Source organism: Pseudomonas sp. HN2 (genome assembly GCF_020736465.1).
In the GTDB taxonomy this organism is placed as follows: Bacteria; Pseudomonadota; Gammaproteobacteria; order Pseudomonadales; family Pseudomonadaceae; genus Aquipseudomonas; species Aquipseudomonas moraviensis_A.
Genome location: NZ_CP085885.1, coordinates 895,225 through 913,256 on the forward strand (window position 1 = coordinate 895,225; position 18,032 = coordinate 913,256).

Genomic DNA, 18,032 nt, shown 5'->3' on the forward strand with positions numbered 1-18,032 from the left:
GCATAACCAAGTACCCAATGACTGTTCAGGGCGCCAAAGCCCTGGAAGAAGAACATGCTCACCTGACCAAGGTCGTTCGTCCGAAGCTCAGCCAGGACATCGGTACGGCCCGCGAGTTGGGTGACTTGAAGGAAAACGCTGAATACCATGCCGCTCGCGAACAGCAGGGCATGGTCGAGGCGCGGATTCGTGATATCGAAGGCCGGATCCAGAATCAGGTCATCATCGATGTCACGACCATTCCGCATACCGGCAAAGTGATTTTCGGTACCACCGTCGAAATCGCCAACGTCGAGACTGATGAAAGCGTCACTTACCACATCGTGGGTGAGGATGAGGCTGACTTCAAACTCGGCAAGATTTCCGTCGGTTCGCCGCTGGCCCGCGCCTTGATTGGCAAGGAAGAGGGCGATGTAGTTGCCGTCAAAACGCCAGGCGGCGTGATCGAGTACGAGATTGTCGAAGTTCGTCACATCTGAAAGAAGGCGCCCGCTGCACGCGGGCGCCATGCTTTGGCAGCTGACCCAGATGCTTTGGGTCGGTGGTCTATGGTTGATTCACCTTGGTTTGCAGCCGGCGTTAGGCCAGATCGGCCTGGCGCCGCTGTTGATCGACGAAGTAGCCAGTGCATTCGAAGTGCTGGTGGTGGGATTCGCCGCTCTGTGCGTGATCTTTCAGGCTTTAGTGCTGGTACAGGCCGAAGGCCTTGGCAGTCTATGGCGGGATTTTCGCGGGCAGGTGCTGTTGATGGCGTTGTACGCGTGCGCGATGTATGTCGCTGTGCGTGTCGGCTGGCCGGATGCGCAGCGCTGGCAGGTATTCAGTTATCTGGTGCTGGGGTTTTCCGGGCTGGTGCTGATCATGCAGCCGGTGCCGGGATGGAGTGGCAGGGTGCGCGAAGCACACCCTTGACCCTGCGCATCACTTGAAGCGATGAACGTTCGACAGCTGCTTGTTGGCGCTGAAGTTCTTGCGATAGACCAGAGCCATCTTGCCGATGACCTGAACCAGGTCTGCTTTGCCGACCTTGCACAGTTCGGCGATGTGCGCCAAGCGCGACTCGCGATCGAGGATGTTGAGCTTGATCTTGATCAGCTCGTGATCCGCCAGGGCGCGTTCAAGTTCGGCTAAAACACCTTCAGTCAAACCGTTGTCCGCCACCGTCAACACTGGTTTGAGGTGGTGGCCGATGGATTTGTACTGTTTCTTCTGCTCTGGAGTGAGCGGCATAATCTGACCCTTTCGTCTGGATTCTGTAAAATGGCGGCCATTTTACCCGAGGGTTCGTGGATCCGCCCAACTAATCACGACCCTAATCATCGAGGTGCCCAATGGCGCGTTCCAAGACAAGCCTTGGTTGGCTGAAAAGACATGTCAACGATCCTTATGTGAAGCAGGCGCAGAAGGATGGCTACCGTTCGCGTGCAAGTTACAAGCTTCTGGAGATCCAGGAAAAATACAAATTGATCCGTCCGGGCATGAGCGTGGTCGACCTCGGTGCGGCCCCGGGCGGCTGGTCGCAGGTCACCAGTCGGCTGATCGGTGGTCAGGGGCGTCTGATCGCTTCTGACATCCTTGAGATGGATGGCATTCCGGACGTGACCTTCATTCAAGGTGACTTCACTGAAGACTCGGTGCTTGCCGAAATCCTCGAGGCCGTCGGTAATTCGCAGGTGGACCTTGTGATTTCCGATATGGCCCCCAATATGAGTGGTACACCCGAAGTGGATATGCCCAAGGCCATGTTCCTTTGTGAGCTGGCGCTGGATCTGGCGGAGCGGATACTCAAGCCCGGTGGCAATTTCGTCATCAAGATTTTCCAGGGCGAAGGGTTCGATGTTTATCTGAAGGATGCTCGCAAGAAATTCGACAAGATCCAGATGATCAAGCCAGACTCTTCCCGTGGCAGCTCCCGTGAGCAGTACATGCTGGCCTGGGGTTATCGCGGCGGTGATGCGTAAAACGAGGTTTTTCGGCAGGGCGATAGGTTTTTCATATTTCGCTCTGCGGGCATAAGCGAATATTGTGTAGAAAGTGTTTCACAAAGGGTTACAGACGGCGCCTGCCAGAGTTGTAGGTAATGTAGTAAGTTAGGCCGGTGAATATCATGCGAAGCGCGCGCCAGTAGCGGAGCTTGCTTCAGAGGGTAGTTAATTGAACGATATGGCAAAGAATCTGATCCTGTGGTTGATCATCGCGGCTGTCCTGGTGACGGTGATGAACAACTTCTCCAGCCCTAACGAGCCGCAGACCCTCAACTATTCCGACTTCATCCAGCAGGTCAAGGATGGCAAGGTCGAGCGCGTAGCCGTCGATGGCTATGTGATTACCGGCAAGCGCACCGATGGCGACAGCTTCAAGACCATTCGTCCGGCAATCCAGGACAATGGCCTGATCGGCGATCTGGTCGACAATCACGTTGTGGTTGAAGGCAAACAGCCTGAACAGCAAAGCATCTGGACCCAGCTTCTGGTGGCCAGCTTCCCGATCCTGGTGATCATCGCGGTGTTCATGTTCTTCATGCGCCAGATGCAGGGTGGTGCCGGTGGCAAGGGCGGGCCGATGAGCTTCGGCAAGAGCAAGGCGCGCCTGCTCTCCGAGGATCAGGTCAAGACCACGTTGGCTGACGTTGCCGGTTGCGACGAAGCCAAGGAAGAAGTCGGCGAACTGGTCGAGTTCTTGCGTGATCCGGGTAAATTCCAGCGTCTGGGCGGGCGTATCCCGCGCGGTGTGCTGATGGTAGGCCCACCGGGTACCGGTAAAACCTTGCTGGCCAAGGCGATTGCCGGCGAAGCGAAAGTGCCGTTCTTCACCATTTCCGGTTCCGACTTTGTCGAAATGTTCGTTGGTGTTGGCGCCAGCCGTGTCCGCGACATGTTCGAGCAGGCCAAGAAGCACGCACCGTGCATCATCTTCATCGACGAAATCGATGCCGTGGGTCGCCATCGTGGCGCCGGTATGGGTGGTGGTCACGATGAGCGTGAGCAGACTCTCAACCAGTTGCTGGTAGAGATGGACGGCTTCGAAATGAACGACGGCATCATCGTGATTGCCGCCACCAACCGTCCCGACGTACTCGACCCTGCGCTGCTGCGTCCGGGCCGTTTCGACCGTCAGGTGGTGGTTGGCTTGCCGGACATTCGTGGTCGCGAGCAGATTCTGAAAGTGCACATGCGCAAAGTGCCAATGGGCGACGACGTTGCTCCGGCAGTAATCGCACGTGGTACTCCGGGCTTCTCCGGTGCTGACCTGGCCAACCTGGTCAACGAGGCGTCGCTGTTCGCTGCCCGTAGCGGCAAGCGTATCGTCGAGATGAAAGAGTTCGAACTGGCCAAAGACAAGATCATGATGGGCGCCGAGCGCAAATCCATGGTCATGTCCGAGAAAGAAAAACAGAACACTGCTTATCACGAAGCTGGCCACGCCATCGTGGGTCGCGTCGTACCTGAGCATGATCCGGTCTACAAGGTATCGATCATCCCGCGCGGTCGTGCGCTGGGTGTGACCATGTTCCTGCCGGAAGAAGATCGCTACAGCCTGTCCAAACGTGCGTTGATCAGTCAGATCTGCTCGTTGTACGGCGGCCGTATCGCTGAAGAAATGACGCTGGGCTTCGATGGTGTGACCACCGGTGCCTCCAACGACATCATGCGTGCAAGTCAGATTGCCCGGAATATGGTGACCAAGTGGGGCTTGTCGGAAAAACTCGGTCCGCTGATGTACGCCGAAGAAGAGGGTGAAGTGTTCCTCGGTCGCGGCGGTGGCGGTCAGGCTGCCAGCTTCTCGGGTGAGACAGCCAAGCTGATCGACTCCGAAGTGCGCAGTATCATCGATCAGTGCTACGGCACCGCCAAGCAGATCCTCACGGATAACCGTGACAAGCTGGATGCCATGGCTGATGCGCTGATGAAGTACGAAACCATCGATGCCGAGCAGATCGACGACATCATGGCCGGTCGCACACCTCGCGAGCCGCGTGACTGGTCCGGTGGCACCGGTACGCCTCCGCCGCCTGTCGTGCAGGACGAGCGTCCGGAAAAACCGATTGGCGGTCCGGCTGCTGACGTTTAAGGTTTGAAATGACTTCTGTTCAGTCCCTGACCCGGTTGCCTTGCGGCAACCGGGTTCTTGATTTGGCCCATACGCATGTCATGGGCATTCTCAATGTCACTCCCGATTCCTTTTCCGACGGTGGCCGTTACAGCCAGCTGGACGCAGCGCTGCGCCACGCCGAAGCCATGGTGCTGGCTGGTGCGACGCTGATCGATGTCGGCGGCGAATCGACCCGGCCGGGTGCTCGAGCGGTTTCTCCTCTGGAGGAGCTTGAGCGCGTCGCACCGATAGTCGAGCTGATCAATCGCGAGCTGGATGTCATCATCTCGGTCGATACTTCCACACCAGCGGTCATGCGCGAAACCGCACGGCTGGGTGCCGGGTTGATCAACGATGTACGTTCGCTCCGTCGCGATGGCGCGCTGGACGCGGCGGCGGCGACCGGATTGCCGGTGTGTCTGATGCACATGCTCGGCGAGCCGGGCGATATGCAGGACAATCCTCACTATCAGGATGTCACCCGCGAGGTGGGCGAATTTCTCGCCGAGCGTATGGATCAATGCGCGCTCGCGGGCATTCCCGCCGAGCGGATCATTCTCGATCCCGGCTTCGGCTTCGCCAAAACCTTGCAGCACAATCTAAGCTTGTTCAAGCACATGGAGGCCCTGCACGCACTGGGTCGGCCACTGCTGGTGGGTGTTTCGCGCAAGAGTATGATTGGCCACGCTTTGAACCGTCCCGTGGGTGAGCGTCTGCATGGCGGTCTGGCGCTGGCGGCGCTGGCGTCGGTCAAGGGCGCGCGAATATTGCGCGTCCACGACGTGGCGGAAACCGTCGATGTGGTGCGAATGATCGCGGCCGTAGAATCAGCCGAATAAGAATGATGGAGCACTTATGAGCAAGAAATATTTTGGTACCGACGGCATTCGCGGTCGCGTTGGTGAATACCCGATCACGCCTGATTTCATGCTCAAGCTCGGCTGGGCGGCTGGCATGGCGTTCCGCAAAATGGGTGCGTGCAAGGTGCTGGTCGGCAAGGACACGCGAATCTCCGGCTATATGTTCGAGTCCGCACTCGAGGCCGGGCTGACCTCGGCGGGCGCCGATGTGATGCTGCTCGGCCCGATGCCGACGCCAGCCATTGCCTATCTGTCGCGTACCTTCCAGGCTGAAGCCGGGATCGTGATCAGTGCATCGCACAATCCGCATGACGACAACGGCATCAAGTTCTTCTCCGGCAAAGGCACCAAGCTGCCGGATGAATTGGAGTTGATGATCGAAGAGTTGCTGGATACGCCGATGACCGTCGTCGAATCGAGCAAGATCGGCAAAGTTTCGCGAATCAATGATGCATCGGGTCGCTACATCGAGTTCTGCAAAAGCAGCGTGCCTTCCGGAACCAATTTCTCCGGCCTGAAAATAGTCATCGACTGTGCGCACGGTGCGACCTATAAGGTGGCGCCGAGCGTCTTCCGTGAGCTGGGCGCCGAAGTTGTCGTGCTGTCTGCCCAGCCGAACGGGCTGAACATCAACGATAACTGTGGTTCCACGCACATGGGGCCCTTGCAGGCTGCGGTGCTGGCCGAACACGCCGACCTCGGCATCGCTTTCGATGGTGATGGCGATCGCGTGTTGATGGTTGATCACACCGGTACCATCGTCGATGGCGATGATCTGCTGTTTATCATTGCCCGCGATCTGCATGAGCGCGGCAAGTTGCAGGGTGGAGTGGTCGGTACGCTGATGAGCAACCTCGGCCTTGAACTGGCCCTGGCAGATCTGTCGATCCCGTTCGTTCGTGCCAATGTCGGTGACCGCTATGTCATCGCTGAGCTGCAAGAGCGCAACTGGCTTGTCGGCGGAGAGAACTCCGGGCATGTGGTCTGCTTCAATCACACCACCACGGGCGACGCGATCATCGCGGCCCTGCAGGTGTTGATGGCTCTGAAATCCCGCAATGAAGGTCTCGCCCAAACCCGACAGGCTTTGCGCAAGTGCCCTCAGGTGCTGATCAACGTCCGCTTCGGCGGCGGTGAAAGCCCACTGGAGCATCCGGCTGTCAAGGAAGCCAGCGCCCGCGTAACCCAGGCGATGGCGGGGCGCGGTCGCGTGCTTCTGCGCAAGTCCGGCACAGAGCCTCTGGTGCGCGTAATGGTCGAAGGCGAGGACGAAAACCAGGTTCGCGGCTATGCCGAAGAGCTGGCAAAACTGGTAACCGAAGTTTCTGCCTGATACGGCTTGCAAGCCATGATTGTGTTGGGTAACATCTGCGCCCACTTTGACCGACGAGGTACAGCATGCGTCGCCCTATGGTAGCTGGTAACTGGAAGATGCACGGTACCCGCGCCAGCGTCGCTGAGCTGATCAACGACCTTCGTCATCTGGCCTTGCCAAGCGGTGTTGATGTCGCGGTGTTCCCGCCTTGCTTGTATATCAATCAAGTGATTGATGGCTTGAAAGGCAAGTCGATTTCGGTCGGCGCGCAGAATTCTGCGGTGGAAGCCATGCAAGGTGCGCTGACCGGTGAGATTGCTCCCAGTCAGTTGGTGGATGCAGGTTGTTCCCTGGTGCTTGTCGGGCACTCCGAACGCCGCCAGATTCTGGGCGAGCGAGACGGGATGCTGAATCGCAAGTTCGCAGCTGCACAGGCATGTGGCTTGATTCCGGTGTTGTGTGTGGGGGAGACCCTCGAGCAACGCGAAGCCGGAAAAACTCTTGAAGTTGTCGGGCGTCAGCTGGGCAGCATCATTGAGGAGCTGGGTGTCGGTGCTTTTGCCAAGGCAGTGATTGCTTACGAGCCGGTCTGGGCCATTGGTACCGGGCTGACTGCAACGCCGCAACAGGCTCAGGATGTGCATAAAGCCATTCGCGAGCAGTTGGCGGCAGAGAATTCTGAAGTCGCACGAAATGTGCGGCTTCTATACGGCGGCAGCGTGAAGGCGGCCAATGCGGTCGAACTGTTCGGCATGCCGGATATCGATGGGGGGCTCATTGGTGGAGCTTCCCTGAATGCAGATGAGTTCGGTGCGATCTGTCGCGCCGCGGGAAACTGAAAAAATGCTGGAAACAGTCGTAGTCGTTTTTCATCTGCTGGGTGCATTGGGCGTAGTTGCTCTGGTTTTGCTGCAGCAGGGTAAGGGTGCGGACGCTGGCGCGTCTTTCGGAGCAGGTGCTTCAAATACTGTGTTCGGAAGCCAAGGTTCCTCTACCTTTCTTAGTAAGTTTACTGCTATACTTGCCGCCGGTTTCTTCATAACCAGCCTGGGGTTAGGTTACTTTGCTAAAGAGAAGGCTCATCAGCTGACTCAAGCAGGTTTGCCAGATCCAGCAGTGTTGGAAGTACCTAAGCAACAACCGGCTTCTGATGATGTCCCGGTGCTTCAAGAGCAAAAGTCGGCTACTCCAGCGACTGACGTGCCTCCAGCTCAAGAGCAGAAGTAAGAAGAGTTTCAAACGTAGTATTGCCGAGGTGGTGGAATTGGTAGACACGCAACCTTGAGGTGGTTGTGCCCATAGGGTGTAGGGGTTCGAGTCCCCTTCTCGGTACCAATTAGTCAGGAGAGCCCGCTGTTGCGGGCTTTCTTGCAGGTGGAAGGTTACATTGACCCTAAAAGGGATCGGTCGTATACTTCCGCCCCAGCTTTGTCGCGGGGTGGAGCAGTCTGGTAGCTCGTCGGGCTCATAACCCGAAGGTCGTCGGTTCAAATCCGGCCCCCGCAACCAGTTTAAGGAGCCCCTTTTAAGGGGCTTTTTGTTAGCTGGATACTTTCAACGCCGCTGTTCGACGGCGTTTCAAGGATGGGCGTTATGCCCATTTTTTTATTTTGCAAAGCATGCACATATCATGCACTAGGGGGTTCAGGTGTCGAGCAAGCTAGAAGAGTTGCAGGCCTTGCTGGCCCCGGTGGTCGTGGCCCTGGGCTATGAATGCTGGGGTATCGAGTTTTCGGCTCAGGGTCGGCACTCGATGTTGCGCGTTTATATCGATAAAGAGGGTGGCGTGCTGGTGGACGACTGCGCCATTGTCAGCCGTCAGATCAGCGGTGTCCTGGATGTTGAAGATCCAATCTCCGTTGAATACACCCTTGAAGTTTCCTCGCCTGGCATGGAGCGCCCGCTGTTCACTCTTGAGCAGTTTGCCAAATTTGCCGGTGAACAAGTGAAGATCAAGCTGCGCTCGCCTTTCGAAGGTCGACGCAACTTTCAGGGCCTTCTGCGCGGTGTAGAAGAGCAGGACGTCGTGGTGCAGGTAGAAGACCACGAGTTCCTGTTGCCGATCGATATGATCGACAAGGCCAACATTATTCCCAGTTTTGACTGAGACGCGGATCCCGCGGATCCAATGGCTTGCGAAAGGCGAGGCGTACGATGAGCAAAGAAGTACTGCTGGTTGTTGAGTCGGTATCCAATGAAAAGGGTGTACCGGCAAGCGTAATTTTTGAAGCGCTGGAGCTGGCTCTGGCCACTGCTACCAAAAAGCGTTTTGAAGACGAAGTGGACCTGCGTGTGGAAATCAACCGCCACACCGGTTCCTACGAAACCTTCCGTCGCTGGACGGTCGTCGAAGAGAATGATCTCGACGATCCGGCCATCGAGACCTGGCCTAGCAAGGTTGCCGAAACGCATCCTGGCGCCAAGGTCGGTGACGTCGTCGAAGAGAAAATCGAATCCATCGAGTTCGGCCGCATCGCTGCACAGACTGCCAAGCAGGTCATCGTGCAGAAAGTTCGCGAAGCCGAGCGCGCTCAAGTGGTCGACGCCTATCGCGAGCGCCTGGGGGAAATCATCTCCGGCACCGTGAAAAAAGTCACCCGCGACAACGTGATCGTCGATCTGGGCAACAACGCTGAAGCGTTGCTGGCCCGTGAAGACATCATTTCTCGCGAAACCTTCCGTGTCGGCGTGCGCCTGCGTGCGCTGCTCAAGGAAATCCGCACCGAGAACCGCGGCCCGCAGCTGATCCTGTCGCGTACCGCGCCGGAAATGCTGATCGAGCTGTTCCGTATCGAAGTGCCGGAAATCGCTGAAGGCCTCATCGAGGTCATGGCCGCCTCCCGTGATCCGGGTTCGCGCGCCAAGATCGCCGTCCGTTCCAAGGACAAGCGCATTGATCCGCAAGGTGCCTGCATCGGTATGCGCGGTTCGCGCGTCCAGGCGGTATCGGGTGAGTTGGGCGGCGAGCGTGTTGATATCGTGCTGTGGGACGACAACCCGGCCCAGTTCGTGATCAACGCCATGTCCCCGGCCGAGGTTGCGGCAATTATCGTTGACGAAGATGCCCATGCCATGGACATCGCCGTTGGCGCAGACAATCTGGCTCAGGCCATCGGTCGCGGTGGTCAGAACGTGCGTCTGGCCAGCCAGTTGACTGGCTGGACCCTGAACGTGATGACCGAATCGGACATCCAGGCTAAGCAGCAAGCAGAAACCGGCGACATCCTGCGCAACTTCATCGACGAGCTGGAAGTCGACGAAGAACTGGCTCAGGTGCTGGTAGATGAAGGCTTCACCAGCCTGGAAGAGATTGCCTACGTACCGGTGGAGGAGATGCTCAACATCGACGGCTTTGACGAGGACATCGTCAACGAGCTTCGTGCTCGCGCCAAGGATCGCTTGTTGACCAAAGCCATCGCTACTGAGGAAAAGCTGGCAGACGCCCATCCGGCCGAAGACCTGCTCTCGCTTGAGGGTATGGACAAGGATTTGGCGATGGAACTGGCGGTGCGCGGCGTAATTACCCGCGAAGACCTGGCCGAGCAGTCTATTGACGACCTGCTCGACATCGACGGCATTGACGATGATCGTGCCGGCAAGTTGATCATGGCCGCCCGAGCCCACTGGTTCGAGTAATTAGGCGCGGCCTGAGGAGAGAAGTGCATGACGCAAGTCACGGTGAAACAACTGGCCGATGAGGTCAAAACACCGGTAGAGCGCCTGTTGCAGCAGATGCGTGAGGCAGGTCTGCCGCACACCGCCGCCGACGAAAATGTGACTGACAGTGAGAAGCAATCCCTGCTGACTCACTTGAAGAGCAGTCACAAGGCGAAAGTGGAAGAACCACGCAAGATCACGCTGCAGCGTAAAACCACCAGCACCCTGCGTGTGGCTGGTAGCAAGAGCATCAGCGTTGAAGTTCGCAAGAAGAAAGTTTTCGTACAGCGTAGCCCGGAAGAAATCGAAGCCGAGCGCAAGCGTGAACTGGATGAGCGCCGCGCAGTAGAAAATGCTGCCCGTCAGAAGGCTGAAGAAGAAGCCAAGCAACGCGCCGAAGAAGAAGCGCGTCGCCAGCCTGCTGCTGCGCAAACCGCTGCCAGCGACGCCGTCGCGGCGCCGGCTGCCGCTGCCGAACCTGTTCGCGAAAGCGCACCGGTGGCTGCTGCTCCTGCTCCATCGGCTGACGTTCGCAACAAGCAGAACGAACAGCGCCGTCCGGACAAGCCACGTGCCGACGACAACAATCGTCGCAGCGGTGGCGGTGATGGCGAGCGCAAAAACGCTCCGCATCGCGCATCGGTCAAGGAAAAAGCTCCGGCGCCACGTGTGGCACCACGCACTACCGACGAAGAAAGCGATGGCTTCCGTCGTGGTGGTCGCGGCAAGGCCAAGCTGAAGAAGCGCAACGCCCACGGTTTCCAGAGCCCTACCGGCCCTGTCGTGCGTGATGTGCAGATCGGCGAGACCATCACGGTTGGCGATCTGGCCAACCAGATGTCGGTCAAGGCTGCTGAAATCATCAAGTTCATGTTCAAACTGGGTACCCCAGCGACCATCAACCAGGTGCTTGATCAGGAAACTGCTCAACTGGTAGCCGAAGAACTGGGCCACAAAGTGACCCTGGTCAGCGACACCGCTCTGGAAGATTCCCTGGCCGAGTCCCTGAAGTTTGAAGGTGAGTCGTTCTCCCGTGCTCCAGTCGTGACCGTAATGGGCCACGTTGACCACGGTAAGACTTCCCTGCTCGACTACATCCGTCGTGCCAAGGTAGCTGCTGGCGAAGCCGGCGGTATCACCCAGCACATCGGTGCGTACCACGTTGAGACTGATCGCGGCATGGTCACTTTCCTCGACACCCCGGGTCACGCCGCGTTTACCGCAATGCGTGCTCGTGGTGCCAAGGCGACCGACATCGTGATCCTCGTGGTTGCAGCGGACGACGGCGTGATGCCGCAAACCATCGAAGCCGTTCAGCATGCTCAGGCAGCTGGCGTGCCGCTGGTGGTCGCAGTGAACAAGATCGACAAGCCGGGCGCCGATCTCGATCGCATCCGCAGCGAGCTGTCGGTTCACGGCGTGACTTCCGAAGACTGGGGTGGCGACACACCATTCGTTCCGGTTTCGGCGAAGATGGGTACTGGCGTGGACGAGCTGCTTGAAGCCGTTCTGCTGCAGGCCGAAGTTCTCGAACTGAAAGCTACTCCATCGGCTCCTGGCCGTGGTGTCGTGGTTGAATCGCGTCTCGACAAGGGTCGTGGCCCGGTGGCAACCGTGCTGGTTCAGGACGGTACGCTGCGTCAAGGCGACATGGTTCTGGTCGGTTCGAACTACGGCCGTGTACGTGCCATGCTCGACGAGAACGGCAAGCCAATCAAGGAAGCCGGTCCATCCATCCCTGTCGAGATCCTCGGCCTGGACGGTACGCCGGACGCTGGCGACGAGATGAGCGTGGTTGCCGACGAGAAGAAAGCCCGTGAAGTGGCTCTGTTCCGCCAAGGCAAGTTCCGCGAAGTCAAACTGGCTCGCGCTCACGCCGGCAAGCTGGAAAACATCTTCGAAAACATGGGTCAGGCCGAGAAGAAGACGCTCAACATCGTCCTCAAGTCCGACGTCCGTGGTTCGCTGGAAGCGTTGAACGGTGCCTTGAATGGCCTGGGCAACGACGAAGTGCAAGTGCGCGTCGTGGGTGGCGGTGTCGGTGGTATCACCGAATCCGACGCCAACCTGGCACTGGCTTCCAACGCTGTACTGTTCGGCTTCAACGTGCGTGCCGATGCTGGCGCTCGCAAGATCGTCGAGCAGGAAGGTCTGGATATGCGTTACTACAACGTGATCTACGACATCATCGAAGACGTCAAGAAAGCCCTGACCGGTATGCTCGGCAGCGATGTTCGCGAGAACATCCTGGGTGTGGCCGAAGTGCGTGACGTGTTCCGTTCGCCGAAGTTTGGCGCGATCGCCGGTTGCATGGTGATTGAAGGTGTCGTGCACCGTAACCGTCCGATCCGCGTACTGCGTGAAGACATCGTTATCTTCGAAGGCGAGCTGGAATCCCTGCGCCGCTTCAAGGATGACGCTTCCGAAGTACGTGCCGGCATGGAGTGCGGTATCGGCGTGAAGAGCTACAACGACGTCAAAGTCGGCGACAAGATCGAAGTCTTCGAGAAGGTTCAGGTTGCTCGCAGCCTCTGACTCGCGCACTTCAAGGGCCACGATGGGCCGTAGCATGCAAATGCACGGCCCAGCGTCCGGACTCTAAACGCAACGCCCGGTCTGGCTTTTGTCAGGCCGGGCGTTTGCCGCTTTCAGACCTTGCGGGTTTCACCGCTGGGCAGTAACAGGTAACAAATCATGGCAAAAGAATACAGCCGTACCCAACGTATCGGCGATCAGATGCAGCGCGAGCTGGCGCAACTGATCCGTCGCGAAGTCAAAGACCCGCGCGTCGGCCTGGTCACCATCACTGCTGTGGAAGTGTCCCGTGACGTCGGTCACGCGAAGATTTTCATCACCGTGATGGGGCAGGACAACGCTGAAGACATCGCGCAAAGCATCAAGGTGCTCAATGCCGCCGCAGGTTTCCTGCGCATGCAACTGGCCCGCGAAATGAAGCTGCGCAGTGTGCCGCAACTGCACTTCCACTACGACGAATCTGTCGTGCGTGGTGCGCACCTGTCGGCACTGATCGAGCGCGCCGTGGCTGAAGACAATCAGCACGTTGCCGCTCCAGCACCTGAAGACACCAAGGAGTAATTCGGTGGCTCAGGTCAAACGTATCCGTCGTAACGTCAGCGGCATCATCCTGCTCGACAAGCCGTTGGGGTTCACTTCCAACGCCGCGTTGCAGAAGGTGCGCTGGCTGCTCAATGCCGAGAAGGCCGGGCACACCGGCAGCCTCGACCCGCTGGCCACCGGCGTATTGCCGCTGTGCTTCGGCGAGGCGACCAAGTTCTCGCAGTACCTGCTCGATTCCGATAAGGGCTATGAAACCCTGGCGCAACTCGGCAAGACCACCACCACGGCCGATGCCGAAGGCGAAGTTTTGCAGGAGCGTCCGGTGACCGTTGGTCGCGCCGATGTCGAAGCAGTTCTGCCGAAATTTCGCGGGCAAATCAGTCAGATACCGCCGATGTACTCGGCGCTCAAGCGTGATGGCCAGCCGCTGTACAAACTGGCACGTGCAGGCGAAGTAGTGGAGCGCGAACCGCGTTCTGTTACTATTGCGCGCTTGGAATTGCTGGCCTTTGAAGGCGATACTGCGCGGCTTGCGGTGGACTGCAGCAAGGGCACCTATATTCGTACCCTGGTGGAGGATATCGGTGAGCAACTCGGTTGTGGTGCGTACGTCGCAGAATTGCGCCGGACCCAGGCCGGGCCTTTCACCCTCGCGCAGACCGTGACCCTCGAAGAGCTGGAAGCGGTACATGCCGAAGGTGGCAACGAAGCGGTCGACCGTTTCCTGATGCCTTCGGACAGCGGCCTGCAGGATTGGCCGTTGCTGCACTTCTCCGAAGCGAGCGCGTTCTACTGGCTCAACGGCCAGCCGGTGCGTGCCCCGGATGCGCCGAAGTTCGGCATGGTGCGAGTACAGGATCACAATGGTCGCTTCATCGGTATCGGTGAAGTGAGCGAAGACGGGCGCATCGCGCCGCGTCGCTTGATTCGGTCAGAATGACCGGAACCGGTCTGCGTCAAGCGGGCCGGCGAGTGTGGCTGTTAACAGGCATGGTCACTACTCATTTATAGATACAGGGATTTGTCCCTGGCCTGTTGAAGCTGTTTCCCTGAAACAGTTTCCTGATAAGGAAGGATTGCCTCATGGCTCTCGACGTTCAAGAAAAAGCTCAAATCGTTGCTGACTACCAGCAAGCTGTTGGTGACACTGGTTCGCCAGAAGTGCAGGTTGCACTGCTGACCGCCAACATCAACAAACTGCAAGGTCACTTCAAGGCCAACGGTAAAGATCACCACTCCCGTCGTGGTCTGATCCGCATGGTTAACCAGCGTCGCAAGCTGCTGGACTACCTGAAAGGCAAGGACGTGAGCCGGTACGCCGCTCTGATCGCTCGCCTGGGTCTGCGTCGCTAATCAGCGATTGCGCTATGAGGTTGGTGGTCTGTCGGGCGTCAGCGGTTTTCCGCTGGCGCCTTGCAGGCTCCCAGCCTCAAGTTTTATCTGCAGCATGGCTTTACCTGTAACACCCGGACAATTGCCATCGGGCCGATTCCCGAGATTGCCCAAGAATTCGCAAGAAACCGTTTCCCCCAAGAGCCACAAAGAAGGTAGGACACCGTGAACCCGGTAATCAAAAAATTCCAGTTCGGTCAATCGACCGTTACCCTCGAGACAGGCCGTATCGCCCGTCAGGCCTCCGGCGCAGTATTGGTCACCGTTGACGACGACGTCAGCGTGTTGGTGACTGTTGTCGGTGCAAAGCAAGCCGATCCGGGCAAGGGTTTCTTCCCTCTGTCCGTTCACTACCAGGAAAAGACTTACGCTGCCGGTAAGATCCCTGGCGGTTTCTTCAAGCGTGAAGGCCGTCCTTCCGAGAAAGAAACCCTGACTTCCCGACTGATCGACCGTCCGATCCGTCCGCTGTTTCCAGAAGGCTTCATGAACGAAGTGCAGGTTGTCTGCACCGTCGTTTCCACCAGCAAGAAGACCGATCCGGACATCGCTGCGATGATCGGTACCTCGGCTGCCCTGGCCATTTCCGGCATTCCATTCGACGGCCCGATCGGCGCCGCTCGCGTGGCTTTCCACGAAAGCACCGGCTACCTGCTGAACCCGACTTATGAACAGCAAGCCGCTTCGAGCCTGGACATGGTCGTTGCCGGTACTTCCGACGCCGTGCTGATGGTTGAATCGGAAGCCAAAGAGCTGACCGAAGACCAGATGCTGGGCGCGGTACTGTTCGCTCACGACGAATTCCAGGTTGTGATCAACGCAGTCAAGGAACTGGCTGCCGAAGCCGCCAAGCCAACCTGGAACTGGGCTCCACAGCCTGAAGCCACCGAGTTGCTGGGCGCGATCCGTGCCGAGTTCGGCGAAGCGATCTCCCAGGCTTACACCATCACCGTCAAGGCCGACCGCTACGCGCGTCTGGGCGAGTTGCGTGACCAAGTGGTTGCCAAGCTGTCCGGTGAAGAAGGCCAGCCTAGCGCTGCTGAAGTCAAGGCAGCCTTCGGCGAAATCGAGTACCGCACCGTTCGCGAAAACATCGTCAACGGCAAGCCACGTATCGACGGCCGCGACACCCGCACCGTACGTCCGCTGAACATCGAAGTCGGCGTTCTGCCGAAGACTCACGGTTCGGCGCTGTTCACCCGTGGTGAAACCCAGGCACTGGTTGTGGCAACACTGGGCACCGCCCGTGACGCGCAACTGCTGGACACCCTGGAAGGCGAAAAGAAAGACCCGTTCATGCTGCACTACAACTTCCCGCCGTTCTCGGTAGGCGAGTGTGGTCGCATGGGTGGCGCCGGTCGTCGCGAAATCGGTCACGGCCGTCTGGCCCGTCGTTCGGTTTCGGCCATGCTGCCAGCCGCTGACGTGTTCCCGTACACCATCCGCGTGGTGTCGGAAATCACCGAATCCAACGGTTCGAGCTCGATGGCTTCCGTGTGCGGCGCTTCCCTCGCGCTGATGGACGCCGGTGTACCGATGAAAGCACCGGTGGCCGGTATCGCCATGGGTCTGGTTAAAGAAGGCGAGAAGTTCGCCGTCCTGACCGACATCCTCGGCGACGAAGATCACCTGGGCGACATGGACTTCAAGGTAGCCGGTACCGCCAAAGGTGTGACCGCGCTGCAGATGGACATCAAGATCAAGGGCATCACCGAAGAGATCATGGAAATCGCTCTGGGCCAGGCCCTTGAAGCGCGCCTGAACATCCTCGGCCAGATGAACCAGATCATTGGCCAGTCGCGTACCGAGCTGTCGGCCAACGCTCCGACCATGATCGCGATGAAGATCGACACCGACAAGATCCGTGACGTTATCGGTAAAGGTGGCGCGACCATCCGTGCGATCTGCGAGGAAACCAAGGCTTCGATCGATATCGAAGACGACGGTTCGATCAAGATCTTCGGCGAAACCAAGGATGCCGCAGAAGCCGCGCGTCAGCGCGTTCTGAGCATCACGGCAGAAGCCGAGATCGGCAAGATCTACGTCGGCAAGGTTGAGCGCATCGTCGACTTCGGCGCATTCGTCAACATCCTGCCGGGCAAGGACGGTCTGGTGCACATCTCGATGCTGAGCGACGCTCGCGTAGAGAAAGTCACCGACATCCTCAAAGAAGGCCAGGAAGTCGAAGTGCTGGTACTGGACGTGGACAACCGCGGCCGTATCAAGCTGTCCATCAAAGACGTGGCAGCTGCCAAGGCTTCGGGCGTTTAATCACCCCAACGCTTTAGCGCAATGAAGATGCCCCCGCCGTGCAAACGGCGGGGGCATTTTTTTGCCTTGAATAAAGAGCAAAAGATCGCAGCCTGCGGCAGCTCCCACAGAAGCGGTTTGATAATCCGATCATGTGGGAGCTGCCGCAGGCTGCGATCTTTGCTTTTGTGAAAACCGATGCTAGGTTTAGCCCATCGCCCGTGTAGCTCAGCCGGTAGAGCAGCGCACTCGTAACGCGAAGGTCGCAGGTTCGATTCCTGTCTCGGGCACCATCCTCGTTTATTTCACCTTGCGGCTCAGATCCTCGACAGTACGTTTAAGCTGATCCATGTCCCGATCCTGATTGTTGACCATCTGCTTCAAATTCGAGATCTCGCTGCTGTTCGAGTTGGAGCTTGAGCCGCTGTTTCGCTTGAGTTCTTCAACCTGGCGGCCGAGGCTTTCCAGTTCGCGGTCCTGTTCCTTGACCCTGTTCTTCAGTTCGTCGATCTCCTTGGCGCTGGCGGTTGAACCCGAACCGCTGCTACGTTTGAATTCTTCGATCTGGCGCGACTGGTCATTGAGGGTGTCGCGCATCTTTTGCAGCTCATCAATGCTGATATCGCTTTTGATCACGACGTCCTTGCCATAATCGTTGTGGATGAGTGAAACCTTGTCGCCATAGGACGCGCTGCTCGAACTCAGCTCAACGGCCATGGCGCTGGCGGGAAAGGCCAGAGCTGCGATCAAAGTGGTAGTAGAGACAATCGCGGAGATTTTCAAGAAGCTGCGCATCACTGGTTTTCCTTGTGAACAGCATGTTGTGTACCGAAGTGGCACATCGCTATGACTTGGATTACGCGTTTATGTTCCGCAGGTCAGCTTTTTGTGCAAGAGATGTAAAGAGCCGTGTAATTCGTCATGCAAACGTCCTATATTCTGTGCCTGCATGAGCATCGCTTAGCAGTTTTCAGATGATCCCGAATGGTTCCGAAGGCCGGCCAGTCCGCGTCAGAGAGATCCTTGATGATCCAGATCCATCCTCCATTCCTAAGATCAGCGAGAACCCCATGACTGAATTGACCCAAGAGCAACGCCACGAACAAGCGCTGGAAAAATACCTTCTGGATGTGCCGGACTTGAAGGAAGAGATCAAGGACTTGAGTCCCGATGATCAGAAAGACCAGATCCAGTGGGCCTTCGAAGACGAAGCCGAAGCGCAGGGCTTGCAGCCTTGGGAGCTGACCCTCAAGTACACCAGCACGCCGGAAGAGTTCGAAGCGCAGCGCCTCGTACTGCACAAGGAAGCGGCTGAAGTCTTGGGTGTCGAGTGGGATGAGTACTGCGAGATGAATAATCTCGTCGTTTAAAAGCAGCCACAAGTTTCA

General features: G+C 57.9%; 18 protein-coding genes and 3 tRNA genes. 19 read left to right on the forward strand and 2 right to left on the reverse strand.

Features of this window, described 5'->3' with window-relative positions; translation table 11 throughout:
• The first annotated feature begins 2 nt into the window (after window positions 1-2).
• Window positions 3-479, forward strand: a complete 477-nt coding sequence (greA, locus tag LIS66_RS03785) for a transcription elongation factor GreA (protein WP_039759729.1) — start codon at window positions 3-5, stop codon at window positions 477-479.
• 28 nt (window positions 480-507) lie between these two features.
• Window positions 508-912 (forward strand): MFS transporter, encoded by a 405-nt coding sequence (locus LIS66_RS03790; RefSeq protein WP_227973667.1) that lies wholly within the window; start codon window positions 508-510, stop codon window positions 910-912.
• Between the two features lie 9 nt (window positions 913-921).
• Here LIS66_RS03790 and LIS66_RS03795 read toward each other — a convergent pair whose 3' ends face one another.
• The gene (locus tag LIS66_RS03795) at window positions 922-1,230 is read right to left on the reverse strand and encodes a YhbY family RNA-binding protein (protein ID WP_016771761.1); all 309 of its coding nucleotides are present in this window, start codon (window positions 1,228-1,230) and stop codon (window positions 922-924) included.
• A 101-nt stretch (window positions 1,231-1,331) separates the two neighbouring features.
• Between LIS66_RS03795 and rlmE the strand changes: the two genes are divergently transcribed.
• The 16 genes from rlmE (at window position 1,332) to LIS66_RS03875 (ending at window position 16,937) form a co-directional block, all read left to right on the forward strand.
• On the forward strand, window positions 1,332-1,961 hold the full coding sequence (gene rlmE / locus LIS66_RS03800; protein WP_039759551.1) for a 23S rRNA (uridine(2552)-2'-O)-methyltransferase RlmE: 630 nt from the start codon (window positions 1,332-1,334) through the stop codon (window positions 1,959-1,961).
• A 202-nt stretch (window positions 1,962-2,163) separates the two neighbouring features.
• Complete coding sequence (gene ftsH, locus LIS66_RS03805) at window positions 2,164-4,071, forward strand: ATP-dependent zinc metalloprotease FtsH (protein ID WP_016771759.1); 1,908 nt, start codon at window positions 2,164-2,166, stop codon at window positions 4,069-4,071.
• A gap of 8 nt (window positions 4,072-4,079) precedes the next feature.
• Window positions 4,080-4,931, forward strand: coding sequence for a dihydropteroate synthase (folP, locus tag LIS66_RS03810; RefSeq protein ID WP_042608860.1), 852 nt, complete (start codon window positions 4,080-4,082; stop codon window positions 4,929-4,931).
• 16 nt (window positions 4,932-4,947) lie between these two features.
• Window positions 4,948-6,285 (forward strand): phosphoglucosamine mutase, encoded by a 1,338-nt coding sequence (gene glmM / locus LIS66_RS03815; protein ID WP_042608861.1) that lies wholly within the window; start codon window positions 4,948-4,950, stop codon window positions 6,283-6,285.
• Window positions 6,286-6,350: 65 nt separating this feature from the next.
• The gene (gene tpiA / locus LIS66_RS03820; protein ID WP_227973668.1) at window positions 6,351-7,106 is read left to right on the forward strand and encodes a triose-phosphate isomerase; all 756 of its coding nucleotides are present in this window, start codon (window positions 6,351-6,353) and stop codon (window positions 7,104-7,106) included.
• 4 nt (window positions 7,107-7,110) lie between these two features.
• Window positions 7,111-7,494, forward strand: a complete 384-nt coding sequence (secG, locus tag LIS66_RS03825; RefSeq protein WP_016771756.1) for a preprotein translocase subunit SecG — start codon at window positions 7,111-7,113, stop codon at window positions 7,492-7,494.
• A 22-nt stretch (window positions 7,495-7,516) separates the two neighbouring features.
• Window positions 7,517-7,602, forward strand: a tRNA-Leu gene (locus tag LIS66_RS03830).
• Between the two features lie 97 nt (window positions 7,603-7,699).
• Window positions 7,700-7,776, forward strand: a tRNA-Met gene (locus LIS66_RS03835).
• Window positions 7,777-7,915: 139 nt separating this feature from the next.
• Window positions 7,916-8,374: a ribosome maturation factor RimP gene (gene rimP, locus LIS66_RS03840; RefSeq protein ID WP_007973115.1), complete on the forward strand. Its 459-nt coding sequence runs from the start codon at window positions 7,916-7,918 to the stop codon at window positions 8,372-8,374.
• Window positions 8,375-8,421: 47 nt separating this feature from the next.
• Window positions 8,422-9,903, forward strand: coding sequence for a transcription termination factor NusA (gene nusA / locus LIS66_RS03845; protein ID WP_024011569.1), 1,482 nt, complete (start codon window positions 8,422-8,424; stop codon window positions 9,901-9,903).
• 27 nt (window positions 9,904-9,930) lie between these two features.
• Window positions 9,931-12,459 carry a translation initiation factor IF-2 gene (gene infB / locus LIS66_RS03850; protein WP_024011570.1) on the forward strand — a complete coding sequence of 843 codons (2,529 nt, stop codon included), beginning with the start codon at window positions 9,931-9,933 and terminating at the stop codon, window positions 12,457-12,459.
• Between the two features lie 159 nt (window positions 12,460-12,618).
• A complete protein-coding gene (gene rbfA, locus LIS66_RS03855; protein ID WP_016771753.1) occupies window positions 12,619-13,020 on the forward strand; it encodes a 30S ribosome-binding factor RbfA in 402 nt (133 codons plus the stop codon).
• Between the two features lie 4 nt (window positions 13,021-13,024).
• Window positions 13,025-13,942, forward strand: coding sequence for a tRNA pseudouridine(55) synthase TruB (gene truB, locus LIS66_RS03860; protein WP_024011571.1), 918 nt, complete (start codon window positions 13,025-13,027; stop codon window positions 13,940-13,942).
• Between the two features lie 143 nt (window positions 13,943-14,085).
• Complete coding sequence (rpsO, locus tag LIS66_RS03865) at window positions 14,086-14,355, forward strand: 30S ribosomal protein S15 (RefSeq protein WP_016771751.1); 270 nt, start codon at window positions 14,086-14,088, stop codon at window positions 14,353-14,355.
• Between the two features lie 204 nt (window positions 14,356-14,559).
• Window positions 14,560-16,665 carry a polyribonucleotide nucleotidyltransferase gene (pnp, locus tag LIS66_RS03870; RefSeq protein ID WP_042608864.1) on the forward strand — a complete coding sequence of 702 codons (2,106 nt, stop codon included), beginning with the start codon at window positions 14,560-14,562 and terminating at the stop codon, window positions 16,663-16,665.
• Window positions 16,666-16,861: 196 nt separating this feature from the next.
• A tRNA-Thr gene (locus LIS66_RS03875) sits at window positions 16,862-16,937 on the forward strand.
• A 7-nt stretch (window positions 16,938-16,944) separates the two neighbouring features.
• On the opposite strand, the gene LIS66_RS03880 is transcribed toward LIS66_RS03875, so the two are convergent.
• On the reverse strand, window positions 16,945-17,439 hold the full coding sequence (locus LIS66_RS03880) for a hypothetical protein (protein WP_064364497.1): 495 nt from the start codon (window positions 17,437-17,439) through the stop codon (window positions 16,945-16,947).
• Window positions 17,440-17,714: 275 nt separating this feature from the next.
• On the opposite strand from LIS66_RS03880, the gene LIS66_RS03885 reads away from it, so the two are divergent.
• Complete coding sequence (locus tag LIS66_RS03885) at window positions 17,715-18,014, forward strand: DUF6388 family protein (RefSeq protein WP_042608866.1); 300 nt, start codon at window positions 17,715-17,717, stop codon at window positions 18,012-18,014.
• The last annotated feature ends 18 nt before the right edge of the window (window positions 18,015-18,032 follow it).